Below are 21,881 nucleotides of genomic sequence, written 5' to 3' on the forward strand. Positions count from 1 at the left end.
AGCAGAGCCTCTACCGTTCGGCCTCGGCGATTCGGCTGCAATCCGGGCATAGCAACTGCGGTAGCACGAAACGCCGTCGCCATGCGGTCTCCCGCCCGGTCCACCCGCAGTGCCAGCACAGGTACCGAACGACCAGCATCTGCTTGTCGTGCTGGTCTTCTGCCCTGGGAACAGGCAGATCGATCGGCAACCGCATCGTGAGCACTCTGGGCATCGGACCAGGCGGCCGCGCATCGGTGGGCAAGTCGCCAAGCGCCTGTTTGAAGTTGACCAGCTCCAGTTCCTCGACTGCGTCGGCGGGAAGCTGATGCAGGACGTGGTGCAGGCGGCCTCCCGGCGCGGCCAACTGGTGCCGGATCTCCAGAAGCACCACGTGGATCGTCGCCTGTTCCAGATCCATGCGGGTGGCGATGGATTGTTCGGAGCGGTCGGCGGCGTTGAGGGAATCGTGGGGTGGGAGCCCGAAGTGCTGGGCCAGGATCTCCGATTGCTGTGCGCCCAGCTGGAGGATCTGCGCAGCGGCACGCCAGCCGACGGCGCTCGTCGTTGGCGACTCGGTGAGTGTGTTGAGCACCTGGGTTTCCGGGTCGTCGGGTTCGGAGTCGGTGCGGTCATGGGTTGCGAGTGGCGCCGCCTCGGAAATGGCGGGGACACCGTCTATGGCAGGGAGGTTGAGGCCGAGGCCGGTCCGGCAGCGGCGCGGGCGGGTCGTACGTTCGTTGTCCAAATCGCACTGGGTGAAGTTCGCGTCCGGGTGGGCGAGTAGCTCGGCGTCAGCGGGCTCCCGGCCGTGCTGCTCGGCCAGGGTGGCGCGGATGGCGCTGATGCGCTGGAACTTCTGGTAGGCGCGGGTCGGCAGGCTGACCTGGTACTGCGCCGGGGCGAGTTCGCGGCGGATGTGTTCCTCGATCCACTGCCGGAGGTAGCGCGGTCCGGAGGAACGATCCGGGTCGTAGGCCCAGATGCCCTGGACGACGGCGGCGCGGGCGACGTTGCGGAGGTCGCCCAGGTCGACCACCGTGGTGCGGTCTGCCATCGGGCGGGCCACCTGCCAGGTGACAAGGCCGATGAGCGGCTCGGCCAACTGCACCAGATGCGCGGTCGCGCAGTCCCCGGCCTTCCGGCGCAGCTGGAGTTCGGCTCGCTGTACCGGGTCGTCGGCAGCCCGCTTCGCTAGGTCCCAGTCGAGTTCCTTGGTGTGTTTGGAGAACATGACGAACCCCGGCGGTTTGCCGCGGCCGGCACGCCAGTCCGCGGCGTGGGCGGCGATGTAGAGAACGAGGTGGGCGCGGTGGCCGTCGGCGGCGATCGGAGCCAACGCGGTGAGCGCCTCCCTGTTGAGTTCGCCGTGCTCTGAGCACAACCGTCGGACCTCGGTCAGGCCAATGCTGTTGACTGTCCCGGTCATGACGCCGCCCCGGACGCCCGTGCCACGAACCCGATGCGGGCCAGGAACTTCCGGCGTGCTCTGGTCTCCGTGCGCGGCGTTCCGTTGCGGTGCAGCGTCGGTAGGAGATCGGCGACATCCGAATTGATCGGCGTGATGTGTCCGGGACCGACGACGGCTTCCCCGAGAAGGTGGATCCTGGCGGCCCAGGAGGCGTTGTCGTGCAACACACTCGCGGCGTCCCCCGCGGCGACGGCGCGGACGTGGGCGTCACCGATGTCCGGCAGACGTTGGAGGTCGACGAATCCGAGGCCGTCCAGGGTGGGAATCTCGAACGGGGCGTCAGCGACGGAGACGCGGTTCCAGACCAGGCCGACGTGCCGGGGCGGGAAGCCATGCCCGGCGGCTCCGCACAGCGTGTCGGGAAGGTCGGCGAGCCCGTTGGCCTGGCCGCGTGCTGGGTCGGCCACGAGCAGGATCTGGCTGGCGCACTCGATGATGGCGCGTTCCGGGCCGTCAAGGTCCCAGCGCAGGCGTCCGGCGTCCACCACGACCAGGTCGTAGTGCTCGGCGAGACGGTCGAGTGTCGCCGCTACCGCGGCCGGCGGGACGAACCGGGACTCCAGCGGCGCGGTGGCGCCAGGCACGAGGTCGATTCGCCATGCGGGCAGCGGAGTGACGTGTTGGCTGATCGTATTCAGGGTGATGCACTGTTCGAGCAACAACGATCGACGGCTGCTCGTCGGCGGGTTGGTCATGGTGGCGAGCGCCGGGCAGCTCAGGTCGAGGTCGACGAGGCAGACCTTCCTGCCCGCGGTGGCCTCGGTGCCGAGGTAGGCCGCGAGCGAGAACGCGACGGTGGAACAGCCCACCCCGCCCCGAGTCCCGGCCACAACCAGAACATGCGGCTCCGCGACACGTGTGGGAGCGGAGTCAGGACCTCCAGGCAGGGCGGCGAGGACGTGCGCCACGGTCTCGAACATGCTGCGTGGCTCAGCATCCGCGCCCGCCCAGTCGTGGACGGTGACGCGATCCTCAAGAGCCGACAGGGCGAAGTCCCGACCCTTGCCGGTGTCCACGAGCACAACCGCCACGTGCTCCGGGGGCTGGGCGGACATCGTGCTCAGCCAGGCGGTGACGTCCGCGGGAGGACCAGCGGAGTCGGTGATGACGAACACCAAAGGTCTGCCGCCCCGAATGAGCGGATCGGCGCCCTCAGTCATGAGGCGGAGTTGGTCGGTGTTTTCGGCAACCGGTTCGAGGTAACACTCCAAGTTGGAATATTGGAGACCAATAACGACCATCTCGCTGGGCAAGCCGCAGACAACCAGGCGGATATCACTCATGGTGATCCTCCGCCGAATCAAGGCTGCTGACTCGAAGAAGCACTGGATAACGCATATGACAACTATCTAGAACTTTGCGCGGTTGCGACAGGGTTGTACTGTTGCACATCGAATGCAACGGCAAGATTCTGGGCGGGCACCCACAGAATGCACGTGCGGGGACCTGCAGGCGCCGAACAGGTCAAGCACCGCTGACAAGTCGAAACTGTGTGGCAGCGCGTCGCTGTCTATTGCGACAGCAGCTCTCGCAGTTGAGTTGCCTTGAACCTATCGATGTCCTCGAAGATTTCCAGTGCGGCCCGCCAGCATTTCTGGGCGCCGAGTAGATCGTCGTCTCCCAGATAGAGAATGTTGCCTTTTTCCTGGATGTCGTCGGCCTCGCTCCAGCGGTCTCCGCATTCGCGGTGGGCGGCCAGGGCATCGGCGCAGTAGACGTGTGCCTGGGCGAACTCGCCGCAAGCGGTGGCGGTGCGGACCAGCCGGATGAGGGTGTCACCTTGGGCCTTGCGGTCATCTAGGGAGCGGAACAGTTCCAGCGCTTGCTTGCCGAAGACCATCGCCCGGTCGAGATCGCTTTGGCCACGGTGGGCATCACCAAGCGCGGCGAGCGCGGTCGCCTCACCGTAGGTGTAGCCGCTGGCCCGGAAGCGCATGACTGCTTCGGCCAGCGCATTAGATGCCGCGGCGTACTGTTTCCGGTCCATGGCTACGTAGCCGATGCCCGCCAATCCCCAGCAATATCCGATGGATCCAGGGTGGGCACGGCTGAGGTTCAGCGCGCGGTCGAAGTGGCCCTGCGCCTCGTCGAGTTGGTGTTGCTGGCGACAAGCCTCACCGAGGTTGGTCAACACCCACGATTCGGCGAGTTCGTTGCCGGCCGCACGCGCGGCCTCCACCCCGACCAACTGGGTGGACAACCAGATGCCCCATGGCTTCCGCAGTAGGAAGAAGCCGAAAAGCGCGACGGCCAACTGCCAGCATTCGGTGTTCAGTCCAGCCTGGCGGGCAGCCTGCAGGATGGAGGTAAAGTTGGGCAGTTCAGCCTCGCACCAGGCCGTCGCCTCGTTGTAGTCGGCGAAACGCCAGGGGCATAGTCCGTCGCGCGGCGGCCCCAGATTCAGGTGCGGGCAATGCGGGGTCAGCACACGGAACGCCGAGTGGGCCGAATGCAGATACCAGCGGACGAGCCGGCTGACCGCGGTCGCGCGGACCTCGTGGGTGTCGGTGTCCTCGACCAGGTCGGTGGCGTACAGCCGGAGCAAGCCCAGGAGTCGGTAGGCACCGGGGCCGGCTTGTTCGACGAGGTGGGCTTCGACCAGTCGAGTCAACAGCCTGCGGGTGCGGGCCACGGTGTCGCCGGACAAGGCCGCCACGGCCTCGGTGCTCAGGAACGGACCACGGTGCAGGCTCAGCAGCCGGAACAGGCGTGCTTCGCTGTCGTCGAGGGCGCGGTAGGACCAGGAAAACACCGCACGAAGCGCGAGGGTGTCATCGTCACCAGCGGTGAGGACGTTGAGCCGGTCAGCCTCTCCGATCAGGTCCGTGGCCAGTTCGGAAACGGCGAGCTGGGGATGGGCGACGAGGCGCTCGGCGGCGATCCTCAGCGCCAAGGGCAGGTAGGAGCAGCGCTGGGTGATGCTGGCCACGGCGCCGGGATCGGTGTCGGCGCGGCGGGGACCGATGATCGAGCGAATGAGTTCGGCGGCTTCGTCCACGCTGAGTGGGTTGAGGGTGAGGCAGACCGCCGCATCGGCGATGACGAGCCCGGAAAGCCGGTGCCGACTGGTGGTCACCACGACGCAGCTTTCCGAACCAGGCAGCAGCGGTCGCACTTGTCGCGAGTCGACGGCGTTGTCCAGCACGACGAGCATCCGCCGTTGGTGCAGCAGGGAGCGGTACAGCGCGGCGCGATGGCTTTCTTCGGCCGGGATTCGGTCGGGAGCAACACCAAGCGCGCGAAGAAAGCCTTCGAGAACGTCGTATGACGCGGCTGGGCTCGCATCGGGGCCGTACCCGTCCAGCGCGGCGAACAGGACACCGTCTGGAAAACGGTCGCGGACGCTGTGCGCCCAGCGCAGGGCGAGGGAGGTCTTGCCGACACCCGGCGTGCCGTCGATGGCCACGACCGTCACCGAACCAGGATGCTTGTCGTCTCCGAGCAGGCCGGTCATCCGGCCCAGGTGGTAGGACCGCCCGACGAACGTCGTTGGCGCGGCCGGAAGTTGCGCCGGCTTCGGTCCGGCGGTCGGCTTGGCCTCAGCGATGTCGTGGAGCTGGTAGAGCTTCCCGTCGGCGTTCAATGCCGTGTCACATGCCTTGGCGAGTGCGGTGACCGACGGGATCAGCCCACGCTCGACTCGGCTCAGATGCCCTTTGTCGTAGTGCACCAACGTGGACAGTTGGCTCAGTGACAGTCCTTTTCGGACTCGCCAGGCACGCAGCTCAGCTCCGAACGATCCGGATCCGGGCATGTTTGAGTAATGCTCCCCCACTCGGGCCTCCCCTCCCTGGTAGTGAAGCTACGTCGAACAGGGCATCCGGACTTGGTTGACTAGGCATGATTCGCCGATCGGGTGACGTCCATCGAAGTTGTCGATGTTCACTCAAGGGCGAGCAAGCAGAGGTGCTCGACCAGGTTCCCGACCAGCGGCACGTAGTCCATGGTCTGGTCGAGGCTGCGGCAAGAGGAGTTCGACTCGGTCAGCTCCTCGGGCAACCGCGGCGGGGCCGGTGGCTGCTTCGCCTTCTCCTGGCCTTCGCGGTGGCGGTCGAGGAGGGTCTGCGGTGGCCCGGCCGCCAGCTGGTCGAGCCGATTTTGATAGGTGCTCGGGTCGAGCGGTGTCGCTTCCCGGTAGGCCATGCCGACCGGGCTGCCCATGCATTGCCCGGCCGCACCAGGCTTACCCGCGGAGTTCACCGTGTCCTGCACGCGGGCGGTGATAGCGCCGCGGCAGTCGTCGACCGCGGCAGCGCGGCCAGCGACGAACGCGGCCGGATTGATCGCCTGGCCCTTGGCGAACTCGGCGAGGTTCGGCATGGCGAGCAGGTTGGTGGCCAGCCGAGCACCGCGGCCGGTCGGCAGTTTCGGTGCAGGCAGGGAGGGCAGCGCGCCCAGCAACGAATCCGCGGATGCGGACTGTTGGCGCCTGACTTGTTGGGAGAGAACGGAATCCGCGGGTCCGACAACACCAGAGCGTTGCAGGAGATCGGTTTCGGCTTGGAACCCGGCCAGCGCACCGTTGAACTGCGCACGGCGGGCGTCCTGGCCGCGGAGGGCATCATTGAGCAACGGGGTCAGGCGCGCGGTGCTGGACCGTGCGGCCATGAGTTGCAGGTATGCCTCCTGCTGCGCGGCGAACCGACCGAAGTCGTTTCCAAGCCCGACTTTGGGCAGTGGCATTTCCAGCAGGCTGGCCGCAGGAGTCCGATCGGGCGGAACTGGTTGGGGCACAGTCACTGTAGGCCCGGCTGGGGTTGTCGTTTCTGCGGCGGCCGGGCTGGCAATAGCCAGCAACAACAAGGCGGCAGTGAGCAGAAGCGTTCTGAGGCAAGGGAATCGGACGATGGTAGACATTGGTTACGCTCCGGAGAGTCGAGGGGTTGCGGCCTGGACGGCGACCATGGCCGAGGCGATCTCCCGCCGAGCTTGGCGGGAGGCCAGGAGGTCTGCTGCGCGCGCGGCACCCTCCAGGGAGGCGTATGCGCGCGCGAGTTGATCAAGTGCGGGCGCAGTCGCCAGGGAGTGTTCGGTCGAGGTTTCCTGTAGCTGGGTCGCAAGTCGCCAGCCTTCCTGTGCGATGGGCAGGATGGCGCTGAAGTAGGCGCCCGCACCGGAACCCATGCGACGCGGCTCGTTGGCGGCAGCGGCCGCCAGGCGTGCTTCGACGGAACCAAGCTGATGCACTCCGTCGGAGACAACCCGGGCTACAGCCTGTGGCGATGGTGGCGGCGTGCAGCCGAGCAGAAGTAACAGGGCTACGCCGAGGACGGCACGTGAAAGGGACCGGTGCATGCCTGGCTAGGTAACGCGCTCTGCTCCGTTTGGTCGCGTCAGCTTGTTCGTGGTCGCCAGCGGACGCAGAAAGTGGTGCCCGAAGTGCTTGCCGGTCAACAGGAAGTCGCTCCTGTCCGGGACCGCGGCGATGCCGTTGAGGACGTCGTCGGCGCCGATCGGGCGCTCGATCGCGGCCAGGCGGCGAACGCCAGCCCACCAGGCTTCCGTCCACGAACTCCAGCCCCGGGGTGAAGGCGCCCTGGGCATGGGGGCTGCCGGATGATCTCGCCCTCGATCTGCTCGGAGTCGCGGGTCGGTGACGATGTTGTTCGCGTGGTGGGGTCGGTGCTCGGGTGCGGAGTGACTGGCGTGGTCGTGGTCGGGCTGGAGGCGCAACCCGTGACAAGCAGTACACAGGCAGCGATGCGTCCGGCCCTGCGTGGTGATCGAGTCCGATGGCGTGGTCGAGAACGAGTTGTTTCCATGCCCCGGGAGATAACGCGCACCAGCTCGGTTGGTTGGGGAGGGAGGGTGCGTGCCGCAGGAAACTGCGGCACGCACCCGATCGTGCGTGTTCAGGATTTCGCGGTCGGCGGACCAGTCGGTGCCGGTGGCTGCGGTGCTGGAGCGGGCCGCGGCGGTACCGGGGTCCGAGCCGAGTTGCCCGCAGCCAGGACCACCGTCCGGCTCAACTGGGTCTGCAAGTCACTGACCTGCCGTCCCAGCCGGTGCTGTTGGTCGTCGAGCTGCCGGCCGAGCTGGTTGATCGCGTCCACGATCCTGCCGAACTGGAACTGGTGGTCATCGGGTGCGCGTTGCCCCATCCGACCGGTTGCCAGTCCCCGCTCGTAGGCGTCCTGGGCCACCTGCAGGTCGAGCTGCTCGCGAGTTCGGCGAGCAGCTCGGTCGGCGTGCACGGCCCGCCAGAGCAGCACCGCCGCGGCGGCGAGCAGGACCAGGCCGATCATGGTGCCGATCAGCACGGCGGCAATCGATCCTGGTGACATGGGCGGGTACAGCTGGTTGTCCATGACCTTCTCCTCCGCGTAAGGCGAGTGGCTCTCCGGCGTGGAATGCCATGGCGGAGCAGGTAACGCGGGACGCAGGAGTTACGACGAGGGCCCCGGCTCACGTAGCCGGGGCCCTCGTTTCCGTGTGCGAGCCTACTTCTTGAGCGGTTCCACGACGTCCCAGGTGGTGTCCGCGGCGAAGGAGTTCGGGTTCTCATACCACTGGTCGCCACCATTGCGTGCCGACCACAACTGCCCTTGGGTGTGCCGGATGAACCGGTCCGGCAGGTTCCAGGACTCCAACGACACCCCTCGGCCGTCCAGACCGTCCCGGGCGCACCAGGTGGCATCCGCGGTGAGCTGCGCACTGCCGTCGTTGCGGTCCAGCCGGATCCGGCCCTGGGCGTGGCGCAGGAAGTTGCCGGGCAGGTTGCCCGCCTCGACGGAATAGCAGTTGCCGTCGGCGAGCCCCGGCACGATCCGCCAGGTGGCATCGGCCTTGTCCAACTCGGGGCTGCCTTCCTCGATCAGGTCGATCCAGCCCTCACCGCGAGCATGCCGGGCGTACCGGTTGGGCAGACCCTGGTTGGTGACCCGCAGCGACCGGTTCGGCTGCGCGGGAGTGACCAGGTCGTGCCGGGCCTTGCTCACCACGCGCACGGTCCACTGCTGGTCGCTGGCGTGCCGATTCTCCGCCTGGACCAGAAAGGTTCCCTCACCCGTGCCGGAGCCGGCAGGCTGTACGACCTTGCCGGTGGCCCGGTTGCGGAGTTCGGTCGCGCCGTCCTTGGCCGGCAACAACTCCCACTCCTGACGGGTCAGGTCACCGCGACACTCGTGCTGGCCTACCGGTGCGCCCTCGTTGCCCGCGCCGCCGGTGATCTCCAGGCACTTCTTGGAGTTGACACTCTTGAACGAGTACCGGTTCTGGCCGCGCTCGATGACCTCCCACTGCTGGTTCGCCCGGCCATGGCAGTTGGCGATCACGGTGCGGGCGTCGTTCTCCCAGCTGGCGAAGTACACATCCAGGCAACGGCCTGAGTGCACTCCGCGGAAGTCCACGATCGCGTTCTGCACAACGCCGGGGACTCTTCTTCCCTTGTCGATCTGCTCGGTGATCCAGCCGCCGATGTCGTCGACGCGGACCTCGGTGGCGCCGTTGTTGGTCGTGCTGGTGCCGAGGCAACCCCGCTGCCAGGAGTTGCTGTTGATGCCGACCAGCTCGGCCCGGCCGTCGCGTTCCCGGAACGCCGGGCCCCCGGAGTCACCCTTGCAGGTGCTGGCTTCGGCGGGGGTGTGCCCGCTGATCGAGAAGGTGGCCGGGGCAACCGCACCGACCGCGAACCGCGCCGACTGGAGGCGCTCGGGCACCCACTCGGTCGCGCTGCGGCCGAATCCTGCCACGCGCAGCACCTCGCCTGCGACCGGTGCGGTGGTGGCGAGCCGAAGCGGGGCGATCCCGTTGACCGGGTCGGCGAGCTTGGCCAGCACAAGATCACGGCCGGCATACCGCGCGAGTTCGGTGACTCGCACGACCTGGCCGGTGGTCTGGAATCGGTTGGCCCGCCCGATGGTCGCGGTCGTTCCCTCCGGCGCGGCCACACCGGTGCCCTGTGGGTTCCCCGGGAAGCAGCTCGCCGCGGTCACCACCCATTGCGGGTCGACCAGCGCGCCTGAGCACGCCTGTTCACCGATGTGCACCCGGGCGGCGAAGGCGTACTCGCTGTCCGTGGCCGAGGTTCCGTTGCTGATCGCGTTGGCGGCGGTGGCACCCAGCAGCATCGTGGCGATGACCACCGTCAACGAACCGGCAGCCCAACCACCGCCCTGCGAAGGACGCGGCATGAAGTTATCCCCCTGAACTGAATTACAAAAAGAGAAAGCGGTGAAAGAACGCCCTATTCGGCTCACGCCGATGCGTTGATCTCCAGCAGGACGCCGAGCTTGCCGGGTTCGGAGCCTTCGCCGACTCCGATCCACTCCCGCTTGGGAACAGTCACCGTCTTGCTCGCGCCGTTTACCCACACCAATGCGCTCACGTTGTGTGCGGTGTTTCCGCGGATCGCGTAGGTCTGGTCGAGTTCCATGGTCAACTTGCCCTTGGGGCCGAGGACCTTGAAGCAGAACTCGTCGCGGTTGCGGCTTTTGACCCGCACCGGGTCACCCCCGACGGCGCAGTCCACCAGGATGATGTTGCCGTCACCCCGGTACAGCCGCAGGCCCTTCTCCTGGAAGATCTTGTCCGCGTCCGGGTAGGCGAAGTCCTCCACGATCGGCGGCGGAGTGTCCTCGGCCAGCGCGGTAGAACCCGCTCCGACCAGCGCCGATCCGGCGACCAGGACAAGAACAGTCAGACGAACAAAGGACCGCACAGGTCCATCCCCCCTGCAAAAGTGGAAACGATAAGAAAACTGATCCACCTGGCCCCACCAGGTTCCCCGGCAGCAATCTAGGCAGAAGTCACCCGGCTCACCAAATCGTTATGACCTATGTCACGACATGTAACACCGCCCTTGTCCGCCAAAAGAGTGTCTTCCTTGCGTCCCCTCCGGCAATGCAGTACAACGTCTGCCGGCGAGCAACTTTGATTGCTTGCCGACAGGCATATGCCAAGGGGGGCAATTTCATGCATGTCAGACGCCTCGTGCTGCCCGCAGCACGAGCGATGATCACATTGCTGACAGTGGTGGCGCTGGGAGCTGGAGCGGCCGGCACGGCCGGCGCCGAGACCGCGGACCCGAACATCAGCGAAGCGCGCAGGCAGGCGCTGGTGCTTATGAAGACCGGCGGGCCGGGGGTGGCCCGTGCCGCCGAGGCCGCGCTTACCGGATCCGACGACGAGGTTCGGACCTTCATCCGGACCGGTCAGCAGCAGGCCGAAGAGGACGATCTGCGGGTCCGGGCCGTGCAGATGATGTCCGCCGGCGGCCCCGGGGTGAAGGCCGCGGCGCAGAAGGCCCTGGACGGCTCCATCGAGGATGTCCGTGCCTTCGTCACGACCGGCTGGCGCAAGCCATCCCAGGACGACCTCGAAGTCCGGATCCTGCAGATCATGACCGAGGGCGGCCCGGGGGTGAAGGCCGCGGCGCAGAAAGCTCTCGACGGATCCCTTGCGGACAAGCGCAAGTTCTTCCTCGTCGGCCAGGTCGATGCCCGCGGGGATGACGACCGGGTCCGGGTCACCCAGATCCTGAGCACCGGTGGCCCCGAGGTCCGCAAGGCGGCGCAGCGTGCCCTCGACGGCAGCTACGAGGATGTCCGTGAGTTCCTGCTCACTGGCTATCAGGTGGCCTCGGCCCGCGACCAGGAGACGCTCTCGGTCACCCAACTCGTCGACCTGGCACAGATTGCCGGTGCCCAGGCCGCGGAACAGACCAAGGCCGCGAAAGAAGCCGCCGACCAGGCGGTGAACGCCGCGCGGCTGGCCAAGGAGGCCGCGCTCAAGGCGGCCGAGGAGACCAAGGCCGCACAGGAGTCCTCGACCAAGGCCGCGCAGGCCGCGGGCCGGGCAGCGGATGCGGCTGACCGGGCCGCTCGCGCGGCGCAGAACGCGATCAATGCCGCTGCGGTGGCCAACCAGGCCGCCCGCGCCGCGGCCAGCGCGGCGAGCCAGGCAGCGCAGGCGGCGGCAGCGGCCGGGCAGGCCGCGGCAAAGGCACGCAACGCGGCGGCGGGGGCAGCGACAGACCGTGGTCAGGCCGAGTCGGCGACCAGGGCGGCCAAGGAGGCCCGCGACGTCGCCAAGAGCGCACGTCTGGCCGGCGAGGCAGCTGACGCCGCTGGCAGGGCCGCGACCGCGGCCGGAGACGCGGCAGCGGCGGCCAGCCAGGCCGGTTCGCACGCCGGTGAGGCGGCGGGTGCCGCGGATCAGGCAGGCGAGCACGCCAAGCGCGCCGGTGCCAGCGCGGCCCAGGCCAAGCGGGCCAGTGAGAAGGCCAAGCGGTCAGCCGCTGAGGCCACCCGCGCGGCCAAGGCAGCCCAGTCGATCGCGGGTGAAGCAGCCCGTGCGGCCCGCGAAGCCAAGGACGCGGCCTACCAAGCCGCTGCGCACGCCGACAACGCCGCGACCGCGGCAGAGGAAGCGGCTCGGCACGCAGGCGAGGCGGAAGGCGCCGCCGACCGGGCCCAAGCTGCTGCGGAGGGTGCCAAACAGGCCGCCGATCACTCCCAGGCCGCAGTGGACAAGGCACGGACGATCTCCGAGATCGCCCGGCGGGCCGACGCCGAACGCCTGACCCAGCAACAGGCCGAGGCCGTAGCGGCGGCGGAGGACGCCAAGCAGGCCGAAGCGGACAAGCAGGTCGATGCGAAGTGGAAGGCCGGGGAGGTCACGCGGCTGGACGCGGAGGCGCAGCGGCTGCTGACCGCGGCTCAAGATCCTGCCGCCGATGCTGTCACCGTGGTGATCAACGGCCGCAAGTTGGCGGGTCGGCTGGCGCTTAGCGGGGGCGGCTGGGTTAGGTCCGCAGCCGATGCGGCTCTGGTGGGCGCCGATGCTGACGTCGTGAACTTCGTTCGCACCGGCCTGGGTGTCGCCACCGAACAGGACGACCGTGCCAGTGTCGGTCATATTGCCGACACCACGGAGTTCTCAGGTGAACGTCTTGTCGCAGAAGGCGTGCTGTTCACCGGCTACGCGCGGGTGAAGGAATTTCTGCGGTATCGCTGGTATCCAGGCAAGGACGACGACAACCGGGTCCGGGTCACACAGATCATGACCGTCGGCGGCCCTGGCGTGAAGGCCGCGGCGGGCAGGGCACTGGACGGCACCGCCGCCGATGTCCAGGTATTCCTGGATACCGGTCAGCACAAGGCCCGCGAGGACGACGAGCAGGTCCTGGTCACCCAGGCGATCTCGTCCGGTGGACCTGAAGTGAAGGCCGCCGCGCAGGCGGCGCTGAGCGGTCCTCCCTCGCATCGCCGTGCGTTCCTCCAGGTTGGGTTGCCCAAGGCGCAGCAGCGAGATGCCGACACGGCAAGTCATGTCGCGCAAATCAACGCCCACCTTGCGCGCGCCGCGCAGGCGGCCGCCACAGCGCGCCAGAACGCTGCCGAGGCGCAGGCCGCTGCTGCCACCGCCCGGAACGCCGCGGAGGAGGCTCGTCGCTGGGCGGAGCAGGCCAAGGCATCCGCTGCCCAAGCACGAGACTTCGCAAACGAGGCGAAATCCTCAGCGGATCAGGCACAACAGTCGGCGAATCAAGCCGCCGACTCCGCGCGAAGGGCCAAGGCGGCCGCCGAGGCAGCCAACCGTGACGCAGCGGCAGCAGCGAGGTCTTCAACTCGTGCGGCGGCCTCGGCATCGGCTGCTCAAGCACACGCCGCCGCGGCGCGTGCCGATGCTGAACGCGCCCGCGCCGACGCGATTGCCGCGGGAAAGTCTCGTGACGAGGCTTCTGCGGCAGCCAACGAGGCGGCACAGATCGCGGCGGAGAAGAAGCGGCTGGAAGAAGGAGCGACTCGGCAGGAGAACGCCGATCGTCGGCAAGCAGGCGAGTCGACATCAGCCGACGAGGCTGCCCTGTTGGCAGAAGGCGGCCAGGAACTGGTTGACCAGTATCGGCAAGCGTTGGCGGATGGCAGCAAGAGCGTAGCGGACTGGATCATCGAAAACGGTGGAAAGATCCTTCTTGGCGCACTAGGTCTTGAAAACATCGTCCGTTGTGCCACTACAGGCGAAGATTGTTTCTGGGCGCTGCTTGATGCCGCCACTGCAGCCCTGGGGTTCGTGAAATTTTTCTCGGCAGGCAAGGCGATCCAGCGAATCATCGATGGTATCGGCTCTTTCCTTGAGCGCAGTAAGACTGCAAAGGAATTGCTCGAACGAACCCGCAACATCATTGACAAGGCCCGCGAGCGCAAGCGCCCACAGGTCCTCGACTGCCTGATCGAAGAAGGTGGAGCACTTCGCGCAATCCCTTCTTCTGCCGCAATGTCAACCACGGCTTCCAGAGGAAAGGGAAAGCCTTGCCTCACAGTTGATCACACGCCCGTCCTGCACCCCGACTGGATTGGCAAGGGTTTTCATATCCACATGAAGGATGGGGCAGAAGTCAAGATTACGGTCGACAAATCGGGCAACCTGATCGGATTTCCGATCAAGGCAAATAACAGGGTGCCCAACGATAAAGCGATCGAAGCAGCCGTTCAGCATGTCAAGACCAACGCAAAAGACCGTGCTAAGCTGATCTCCGTCGCACAGGAGGCACTTAAGGAAATGCGGCACGGTTTTGACACCAAGAAGGGCCCATGGAAGATGAATGACGCATCCCGTATCACTGAGGTTGCAGCAACTCTCGCGGCCCTCATGAAGCTTTCATGATGTCCGAGATTGATTTTTATGCGAATTTCGCCGCCAGCTCAGGCGAGGTTCTCGGGCTTGGCGTGGGTTCCAAGCCTGACGAGTGGACGCAGAAGCTTGGTGACAGGTTCGACGAGAACCGATTTTCCGAGGAAAGTCTGTCCAGAGACTTCGGGTTCATAGGTCTGGATTTTCTTCCTGCGTCCGACCAGTGGTCATGCGACCTTGTGAGCCTCAAGATTCACAAGCTTGGCATGAACATCGAAGGCTGGGATCCAGTGCCCGAAGCTCTCAGCGATACTTACGGAAAGTTCTCTGACAGAGTCTCCATCGATGCACTGGTTGAACCGCTGAGCAGCATGGGCCTCACTCTGCTTCGCGTGCGAAGCGACCAGCTTTCCGAGCTGGAGACGCTCTGGATTCCAGAGACCAGAGTGGAAATCTGGATGGTTCGTGATCCAGATTTCGCCAGCGACCGGGGAAAGCAGGTGGGTGACATCTACACCATTCATCACCACTCCACCTCGGAAGCCGACGAGGAGCGACTCCACCCATACTGATAGCTCGGAGAATCAGTTCACTCGCTTTCAGTTTCCCTAGCAGCTCAGGGTTTCCCGGTTGGCAATTCCCGGGAAACCCTGAGCTGTGGCCACAAAAGGAACCCGGCTGATATCCTACCTGAAATTCTACACCCACTTTGTCGCCCACAGAGGCGACGTAATGGGTGCAGGCATCGGCTCGCGACCTGAAGAGTGGGTGACGGCACTTGGGAACGAGTTCGACGAGAACAGACTCTTCGAATCCAGCCTATCTCGCGATTTCGGGTTTGTCGTTGCCGACTTCAGTCGCGAAAATGAACTTTGGGCTTGCCATCTCGTCATCCTTCAAGTTCACAAGCTTGACATGGCGATCGAGGGCTGGCAGCCGTTGCCGGAAGTCGTCCGAGCCAGGTACGGCGCCTTTCCGAAACGCGTTGTTGCCAAGAACCTGACGAGCGCTCTGGTTGAGGCCAGCCTGTCCATCTATCGAGTTGCCGACGAGAAGCTTGCAGAGCTGGAAAATCTGTGGATCCCTGAAGCGAATGTCGGCATTTCCGTAATCAGGGATCCCGAGTTCGCGCAGAGTGAAGAAAAATCTGTTGGCGACGTGTACTCGATGTACCACTCTCCTGCTGCCGTCATCGATGCAGACAGGCTGATTGAATACCATTGATTGTGCATGCCGCCGCAGTGCCCTGCCCGCAATTTCCGCAGGCAGGGCACCGTCCGGCTCTGTATCTCCATAAGAAGAATCGCACTCACTCCAATCCTTAGCAGGTGATACCGAGTTCGGCGTCACTGGGTCGAGGAAAGTCCACGGGGTCGATGGCGATCAGCACCGGTGCACCGTCGATCCAGTCCCGGGTGGGGCGGGGTTTGATGATCGCCCAGCCGGTCGGGATCTCGGAGAGGAACTGGGAGAGGTCGCGGTGGTCGTAGCGGCCGTCCTTGCCCAGCTTGGCCATCATCCGTTGTTTGGATTCGTAGCTGTCTGCTGAGTGGACCGCTACGAGTCCGGCGCAGTTGATGGCCTGCTGGGACAGCTTTTCCGGGCTTTGCACCACCAGCATCAGCGCCAACCGGAGTGAGCGGCCCATGGACAGGGTCTGGTCGAAGACGGTTTGGGTGACGCCGGAAACGTCCTGCTGGTCGCGGGCATCCGGCAGGTAGTCGTTGGCTTCCTCCAGCACCACCATGGTTTCGGAGAGTGTGCCGACGTTGTCGCGGGCGTAGGCGAAGGCGGCGGTGAACACCGCGGCCAGCACCAGCGCGCCGGACTGGGCGTCGAGGTGGGCGGCCTCCAGCACGACGCAGTCTCCACGGCCCATCAGGTCGCTGACCTCGATGGTGGCGCTGGTGGCCGCCCCGGATGGGTCGGGTAGGTAGATGCCGGAGCCGTAGACGTCGCGGTGGAAGAACTGCAGCCGGTTTTGGATGACGTTGTAGCCGGTGACCAGTTCTTTGCTGGTGGTGGATCGGCGGGAGATGGCTTCCAAATGGTTGTCGACCCATTCGGCGAGGTCGGCCATGCCGACGAAGCGGGACAGTGCGGGGCGTTCGTAGACGGTGGCGGTGTCGCCGCGGTCCGGGTCTGGGCGGGTGGCCGACCAGAGGGTGTGCAGGGCTTGCCAGAGGATGCCGCGGCCGCGGGGACCGAGGGAGCCGACTTTGGCCATGGTGTCGCAGATGGCGTCGCGGTAGACGTTGGGGCGCACACCGGGTGGGATGCGCAGCAGGTTGTAGCGCAGGTAGGGGCCGGTGCCGGTGACGGTCGGGCGGTGGCCGGGTGGGGGTTCACTGCTGAGGTCGTAGAAGCGGAACCGGCCGGCCTGCTCCGGCGGGAGGCTGTGGGCCAGGCGGCGCCAGTCGCTCTTGCGGTCCAAGGCGAGCACACCACGGTGGACCTGGCGGAGGGTGGGCAGGCCGGTGGTGTGGTCGATGGCGCGGATGCTTTGGGTGGTGTGCAGCCATTCGTGGGCCAAACGGAGGCCAGTTTCGGTTTTGCCGCGGCCGGTGGAGCCGGTGATCAGCGGGTGCAGCAGGTCGTTGTGCACGTCGTCGACGAGCAGGGAGAACTTCTCCCGGGAGACGACGGCGCGTTGGGTGTCCACGACGTGGCCGAGGTGGATGGGGCCGTTGCGGGCTTGGGGGTAGACCAGGGTGGGCAGGCGGGTGGCGGAGGCGGCCACGATGCCGGGCACGTCGATGCGGGGCGGGGTGGTGAGCACGGCGACTTCGTTGGAGAGCAAGGCGGTGCCGTAGTAGTGGGGTTCGATGACTTGGGGGCGGCTGTCGGCGTGGGCGCACGGCGAGAACGCGCGAGCGTGCTCGATGAGGTGGTCGGCCTGGGTGACGGTGAGGGTGGTGGATACGCAGAAAGGTTGGGGGACGGGGGTTTTCTTGCCTGTTCCCCAGAAGCTGGAGGTGAGCAGACCGGCCGCGGCTGCGGCGGTCGCTGCGTCGGGGAGGAGCATGTAGCCCTGGGAGAGCCACATTCCTTCTTCCAGGCCGAGGGCGAGGCGGTGGAGTTGGGCGGTGTAGATCTTGCTGACCTGATCGGCCATGGCGTCGAGGGTTTGGCGGGAGGCGCCCATGCCGAGGGTGGGGACGAAGGAGAGGCTGCCGGCGACCTGGGAGTTGCGGGCGGCGGAGTTGGAGAGGGCGTCGGAGCGGCCGTAGGTGTCGCCGAGGCTGCGGCCCAGGCTGTCGGTGGTGCCGTTGGCGATGCTGTGGTTGCGGCCGCTCTGGTGGGTGGTGGCCTCCTGGTTGGCCACGCTCTGGGTGCGGGAGGCCGCGGTGGACTGCTGGCTGCCGGTGTTCTGGCCGAGGCCTTCGGTCCAGCCTCGGTTGGTGCCGGTGGTGGCGTTCTGCCCGGCTGAGGTGGTGTCCGATGTGGACAGGCTCTGGCCGGTGGTGGTGCCTTGGATGCGGCCGATGGTGTTGCCGATCTGCTGGCTGGTTCCCTCGGAGACGCCGGTGCTCCAGCCTTGGCTGGCGGCCAGGGAGTTCCCGCCGGTGTAGGAGGTGTTGGTTCCGTGGGATGTGCTGGTGCCGCGGTTCTGTGATTCCGACGCGGTCACTCCCTGACTGCCACCGACGTTGGTCGAGGTTCCATGGCTTTGACCCGTGTTGTAGCCAATCTGGTCGCTTGTGCCGGAGCTGGTGTCCACGCTGACGATCAAGGAACCGCCCAGTCCTCGGGAGGAACTCTCGCCGTGTGAGGCGCTCGTCCCCGAGCTGACCTGTTGGCTGGTTCCTTCGCCCCAGGTTTTCCCGCGGGATTCGGCGGTGCCGGTGGTGTGGCCGGTGGATTCGCCGTAGGAGTCGTTGGTGCCCGTGGCGATGGAGTCGCTGCGGGTGCCGGTCAGGCTTCCGGTGCTGCCGACACTGTGTTGCTGGGACTGGCCGATAGTGTTGCTCTGGCTGTGGGAGAGCTGGTCGCTGGTGCCGGTGGAGACGCCGCGGGTGCTGCCCTGGGACTGTTGGGTGGACACGCCCTGGGTGTCGGATTGGCCGCCGGAGAGCCCTTTGTTGTGGGTGAGGCCCTCGCTGGTGCCGCGGGTGTCGGTGAGCCCGGTGCCCTCGGTGTGGGTGGTGCCGCGGGTGTTGGTCACCGCCTCGGACACGCCCTGGGTGGTGGACGCGGTGGTGCCCTGGGTGGCGGAGAGGCTGTCGGTGCTGCCGGAGTTCACGCCGAAGCTGTGCGCGTTGCCGTAGGCGTCCCCGGTGGCGGTGGAGAACATCATCGGCAGCCCGACCCCCGCGGAGATACTGCGCTGCCCGTGCACCTGGGAGGCCACCGTGGAGAGCTGTTCCGCGGCGGCGGACAGCCGGGAGGTGACCTGGTCGAGGGACACGGGGCTGGCCATGAGGACCAGGAGGTAGCCGGGGCCGCCGAGCAGGCCGCGGATCAGTTCCTCGATGCCCTCCTCGAACTCGCCACCGGACTCGTGGGTGCCGGCCAGCGGCACGCGCAGGTCCTCGCCGACGTCCCGGCGGGGCATGGGAATACCGCGGATGGGCAGGACGTGTGACCACTGCTGTTGCTTGTGCAGCAACCATTCCGCTTCCGGCGGTGTCAGGGCCCGGAAGCGGATCTGGGGGTAGGTGCCGGTCAGTTGTGCGGACAGTGCGGCGAAGTGCTGGTCGGCTTGTGCGCGGGCTTCGGCGTGGGTGGTGCCGACGCCTTGGACTCCCATGAGGTTGAGTACGCCGTGTCCTTCGGTGCCGGTGTCGCCAAGCACGCAGACGTAGTGGATTTGTTGGGACCACAGGGCTCGGACGAGGTCACGCTGGTCGTCGTACTCGTTGGCGCGTTTACGCAGCATCGGGTTGAGGACCGGCATGCGCACGATGCGCAGAAACCGCACCGACTTGATCAGCGGACGCCAGTCGGGGTCGCTGTGGTCGCGGACGCTGAGTCGGTAATCGAGGTAGTGGATCGCGTTCGGGTCGCCGCGGTCGGGGACGGCATCGGCGGAGTGTAGTTGCATGTCGGGGAACTCGGCGAGCGCGTCGCCGGAACGGATCGTGTGTGTCACGGGTTTCTCCTTCAGGGTTGGAAGTGGTCTTGTCGGCGGGCGTGGCGGACGAGGGATTCGTAGCGGTGGGTCCGGCCGTAGAGGCGCCATTTCTGCACCAGCCACAGGCTCCAGCCGAAGGGCACCGCGATGACGGCGTAGACGAACAGCGAGGGCAGGTGGCCGCCGAGCAGGTTCCCGGCGGTGGTGGAGAACTCCGCGCCGAAGGCCTCGCTGACGCCGCGTGGGCCGGATCCGGCGATCACGGCCAGGGTCAGCTTGACCGCGGTAGTTCCGGCGCAGAGCACAGCTACCCAGCAGCGGGTCTCGTGGCGGATCTCCGCCGCGGCGTTGACCAGCAGGCAAGAGGCGGCGATGCCGGTGATCAGCAGGTACAGCGCGACGTGCAGCACGGCCGGCGAGCTGGTGAACGCCGAGACCGCCCACACCACCGCGCCGAGCACCAGGTGCTTGATCCAGGTTGCTGGGACGTTGACCGCGGTTTTGACCTGGTGGGGTCCACGAGCGGTCGAACGCAACGCTCGGCCGAGCAGGCGCAGTGCAAGCTCGGAGCTGGGGCGGCGTGGGGTAGTCATGTCCGTCTCGATGTGACCTTGGTGGCGGCCCGGCGTGCGGCCTGGATGTCCAGCCGCGCGAGCACGATGCAGCTCGCTGCGAGAACCACGATGGTGATGTGGTTGAGCGCCAGTAGCAGGGCAGCGAGCAGCCCATTGAGGATCAGCACACCAAGGGTGTGGACGGCCTGCATCGACGCCTCCGTTGTGAGCCGTGTTGTCGGCCGGGCAGGTAACGCGGCGGCTAGCCGTTGGGCGGCAACCAGATCCGCTTGACCTCGGCCGGGTCGTAGCCGGCGGACTTGACGAGTGGCCCCCACAGCGCGTCGTCCGCGCCGTCGTCGCGTCGATGCACCGCCACGACCAGGCTGGACTGCTCGTCCTTGGCTCGGGCGCGGGCCAACAGGTCCCGCATCAGCTCCGGTTGGTCAGCCAGCCAGGGCAGCAACCAGCGGGCCGGAAGCCTGGGACCGGTCAGGGGTCGGCTGCTGACCAGCGGCACCTGGTCTGGCCTGCCGGGATGGATGCGGAGGTGGTGATCACGACCAGCGTGTGCGAGTACACGCAGAACGGCCTGGCGGAGGTCGTCGTTTGCCCGGTTCATTGCGTCAAGTGCACGCTGGGCAACCGACGGCCGTCGGCTTCCGAGTCGAGCGCCGACCTCGGTCGCGAAGGCGCCCAGTTCGTCAGTGACGGTCAGCACCTCGGCGTGTCCAGGGTCATGCAGGGTGACGAGGTGGTGCTCGACGAGCTTGTCCACCAGGCAACTTCGTTCCGCGGTCATCCCGTCCCGGTCAAGCTGTGACCGTGTCCAGAGCGAACCGCCCCACAGATCTCGTAGAACTGTTTCACCCCAGCGTTTCTGGTAGCTCCGCGACACTTCCGGCCAACGGGAGCCAGTCAGGGGCGGTGCGGGTTTCGGTTTCGCGGCAGGGATGTCGGGTGTCGACTTCTTCGGTGGCTTCGCAACGCCAATGTCCGCCCAACGGCGATACCAGTCCGGACGGCGGAACAAGGTGGGTAGCGCTCCGTCGCCTGACGTGATGTGGTCGGCGAGCCGGACCGCGCCGCGAGAGAGTTCGCGGCGATCGTTGGCGCATTCACCGAGCTGGCCGGTCAGCTTCTGCACCTGTTCCTCGTAATGGTGCAGCCGGTCGAGGTAGATCGCCTGGTCGGCGTTGCGTTGTTCGGTGTGCTTGGCCAGGTCGGCTTCCAGCGCGGCGTTGCGGGCGCGCAGCGCGGTCAGCTCGTCCTGGACAGCGCGCTCGGCGCTGTGGCGGAGTTCGCCGTCGCGCATCTGGTCCCACTGAGCCATGGCCGCGAGCAGTGTTGACTCGGTGGTGTTGGGGCCCAATGGAAACCCGTCCTTCTTGAGGCGTTCGGTGCGCAATGGGTGGCGGCTCTTGAGGTAGCCGATGACGCCGTGCCGGAAGGCGGCCAGCGCGTCGGCATGGGAAACGCTGGCCTCGTAGAAGCCACGGCGGGCGAGGACCTCGCGATTGAGCACCAGGGCGTAGTCACGGCACCCGACGCATTCGGGGTTGTGCCGGAAGGTGGCTGGGGGTTCTGGGACGCTGTTCATCGGGGTGCCTTGTCCAGGCGGAAGCCCGCGATGCGGAGGTGTTGCTGGTAGTCGCGCAGGTAGTCCATGAGCAGCTCGGCGTAGCGGGTGTCCAGGGTGCGGGCGGCCAGCAGGGCCTGTTGCTGGTCGGCGGCGTTGGTGGCGGCGATGGCGCGTTGCATCGCCTCGTAGTGCTGGTTGAGCGTGCCCACGACGGTGGCGAGCTTGCCGTGACTGGCGCCGAACGGCTCGGGGACGCGCTTCTCCTCGCGCATCCTGGTCAGCTCGGAGCCGGTCGCGCCGAGCAGTTGCCGCATCGTGGCCAGCGACCGGCGAACCGGGTCCGCGGTGAGGTTGCGGGTGTTCTGGCCGAGCACGGCGCGCATCGCGGTGTCATTGCCCAGCAACTCCTCGGCGACGGCGTCGATTCGCTTGATGTAGTCGGCGCTGCCGGACTGCGGGGAGGTCAGCACGAGCGCCTGGCCGTCGAGTTCGCGGGTGACCACCGCGCCGACCGCGGCGGCGACTGCCACGGCGAAACACAGGGCACGGAACGTCGACCAGGCCCGACGTGGTCGCGGCTCGGTGGGCATCTGGACTACCTCGTCGGCTCGGATGTCAAAGGGGGACATCCTGCTCAGCTAACGC

Annotated in this window: 15 protein-coding genes; 3 read left to right on the forward strand and 12 right to left on the reverse strand. The window is 66.7% G+C overall.

Annotated features, from left to right (window positions below; all coding sequences use genetic code 11):
- Positions 1-10: 10 nt before the first annotated feature.
- The 7 genes from ACTOWY_RS22195 to ACTOWY_RS22225 all read right to left on the reverse strand — a co-directional run bounded on the left by ACTOWY_RS22195 (position 11) and on the right by ACTOWY_RS22225 (position 10,109).
- On the reverse strand, positions 11-1,408 hold the full coding sequence (locus ACTOWY_RS22195; RefSeq protein WP_441311575.1) for a hypothetical protein: 1,398 nt from the start codon (positions 1,406-1,408) through the stop codon (positions 11-13).
- Complete coding sequence (locus tag ACTOWY_RS22200; RefSeq protein WP_441311576.1) at positions 1,405-2,733, reverse strand: AAA family ATPase; 1,329 nt, start codon at positions 2,731-2,733, stop codon at positions 1,405-1,407. Before ACTOWY_RS22200 ends, ACTOWY_RS22195 begins: the two co-directional genes overlap by 4 nt.
- A 227-nt stretch (positions 2,734-2,960) precedes the next feature.
- The gene (locus ACTOWY_RS22205; protein WP_441311762.1) at positions 2,961-5,204 is read right to left on the reverse strand and encodes an ATP-binding protein; all 2,244 of its coding nucleotides are present in this window, start codon (positions 5,202-5,204) and stop codon (positions 2,961-2,963) included.
- Between the two features lie 128 nt (positions 5,205-5,332).
- A complete protein-coding gene (locus ACTOWY_RS22210) occupies positions 5,333-6,133 on the reverse strand; it encodes a hypothetical protein (RefSeq protein ID WP_441311577.1) in 801 nt (266 codons plus the stop codon).
- Positions 6,134-7,302: 1,169 nt separating this feature from the next.
- Positions 7,303-7,758, reverse strand: coding sequence for a hypothetical protein (locus tag ACTOWY_RS22215; protein WP_441311578.1), 456 nt, complete (start codon positions 7,756-7,758; stop codon positions 7,303-7,305).
- Positions 7,759-7,890: 132 nt separating this feature from the next.
- Positions 7,891-9,582, reverse strand: a complete 1,692-nt coding sequence (locus tag ACTOWY_RS22220) for an AbfB domain-containing protein (protein WP_441311579.1) — start codon at positions 9,580-9,582, stop codon at positions 7,891-7,893.
- A gap of 62 nt (positions 9,583-9,644) precedes the next feature.
- On the reverse strand, positions 9,645-10,109 hold the full coding sequence (locus ACTOWY_RS22225) for a hypothetical protein (protein ID WP_441311580.1): 465 nt from the start codon (positions 10,107-10,109) through the stop codon (positions 9,645-9,647).
- Positions 10,110-10,291: 182 nt separating this feature from the next.
- Between ACTOWY_RS22225 and ACTOWY_RS22230 the strand changes: the two genes are divergently transcribed.
- The 3 genes from ACTOWY_RS22230 to ACTOWY_RS22240 all read left to right on the forward strand — a co-directional run bounded on the left by ACTOWY_RS22230 (position 10,292) and on the right by ACTOWY_RS22240 (position 15,250).
- Positions 10,292-14,059 (forward strand): ALF repeat-containing protein, encoded by a 3,768-nt coding sequence (locus tag ACTOWY_RS22230; protein WP_441311581.1) that lies wholly within the window; start codon positions 10,292-10,294, stop codon positions 14,057-14,059.
- The gene (locus tag ACTOWY_RS22235) at positions 14,056-14,598 is read left to right on the forward strand and encodes a hypothetical protein (RefSeq protein WP_441311582.1); all 543 of its coding nucleotides are present in this window, start codon (positions 14,056-14,058) and stop codon (positions 14,596-14,598) included. The genes ACTOWY_RS22230 and ACTOWY_RS22235 overlap by 4 nt, the downstream gene beginning before the upstream one ends.
- Before the next feature lie 160 nt (positions 14,599-14,758).
- Complete coding sequence (locus ACTOWY_RS22240) at positions 14,759-15,250, forward strand: hypothetical protein (protein WP_441311583.1); 492 nt, start codon at positions 14,759-14,761, stop codon at positions 15,248-15,250.
- Positions 15,251-15,347: 97 nt separating this feature from the next.
- Here the strand turns inward: ACTOWY_RS22240 and ACTOWY_RS22245 are convergent, their stop codons facing one another.
- From ACTOWY_RS22245 to ACTOWY_RS22265, 5 genes are all read right to left on the reverse strand, one after another.
- Entirely contained in the window at positions 15,348-19,118 is a 3,771-nt protein-coding gene (locus ACTOWY_RS22245) for a serine-rich protein (protein ID WP_441311584.1), read from the reverse strand.
- An 11-nt stretch (positions 19,119-19,129) separates the two neighbouring features.
- A complete protein-coding gene (locus tag ACTOWY_RS22250; RefSeq protein WP_441311585.1) occupies positions 19,130-19,693 on the reverse strand; it encodes a hypothetical protein in 564 nt (187 codons plus the stop codon).
- Positions 19,690-19,866, reverse strand: coding sequence for a hypothetical protein (locus tag ACTOWY_RS22255; RefSeq protein ID WP_441311586.1), 177 nt, complete (start codon positions 19,864-19,866; stop codon positions 19,690-19,692). Before ACTOWY_RS22255 ends, ACTOWY_RS22250 begins: the two co-directional genes overlap by 4 nt.
- Before the next feature lie 50 nt (positions 19,867-19,916).
- Positions 19,917-21,179, reverse strand: coding sequence for a hypothetical protein (locus ACTOWY_RS22260; protein WP_441311587.1), 1,263 nt, complete (start codon positions 21,177-21,179; stop codon positions 19,917-19,919).
- A 71-nt stretch (positions 21,180-21,250) separates the two neighbouring features.
- Complete coding sequence (locus tag ACTOWY_RS22265) at positions 21,251-21,826, reverse strand: hypothetical protein (protein WP_441311588.1); 576 nt, start codon at positions 21,824-21,826, stop codon at positions 21,251-21,253.
- Positions 21,827-21,881: the final 55 nt, after the last annotated feature.

Source organism: Crossiella sp. CA198 (assembly GCF_052078295.1).
Taxonomy (GTDB): domain Bacteria; phylum Actinomycetota; class Actinomycetes; order Mycobacteriales; family Pseudonocardiaceae; genus Crossiella.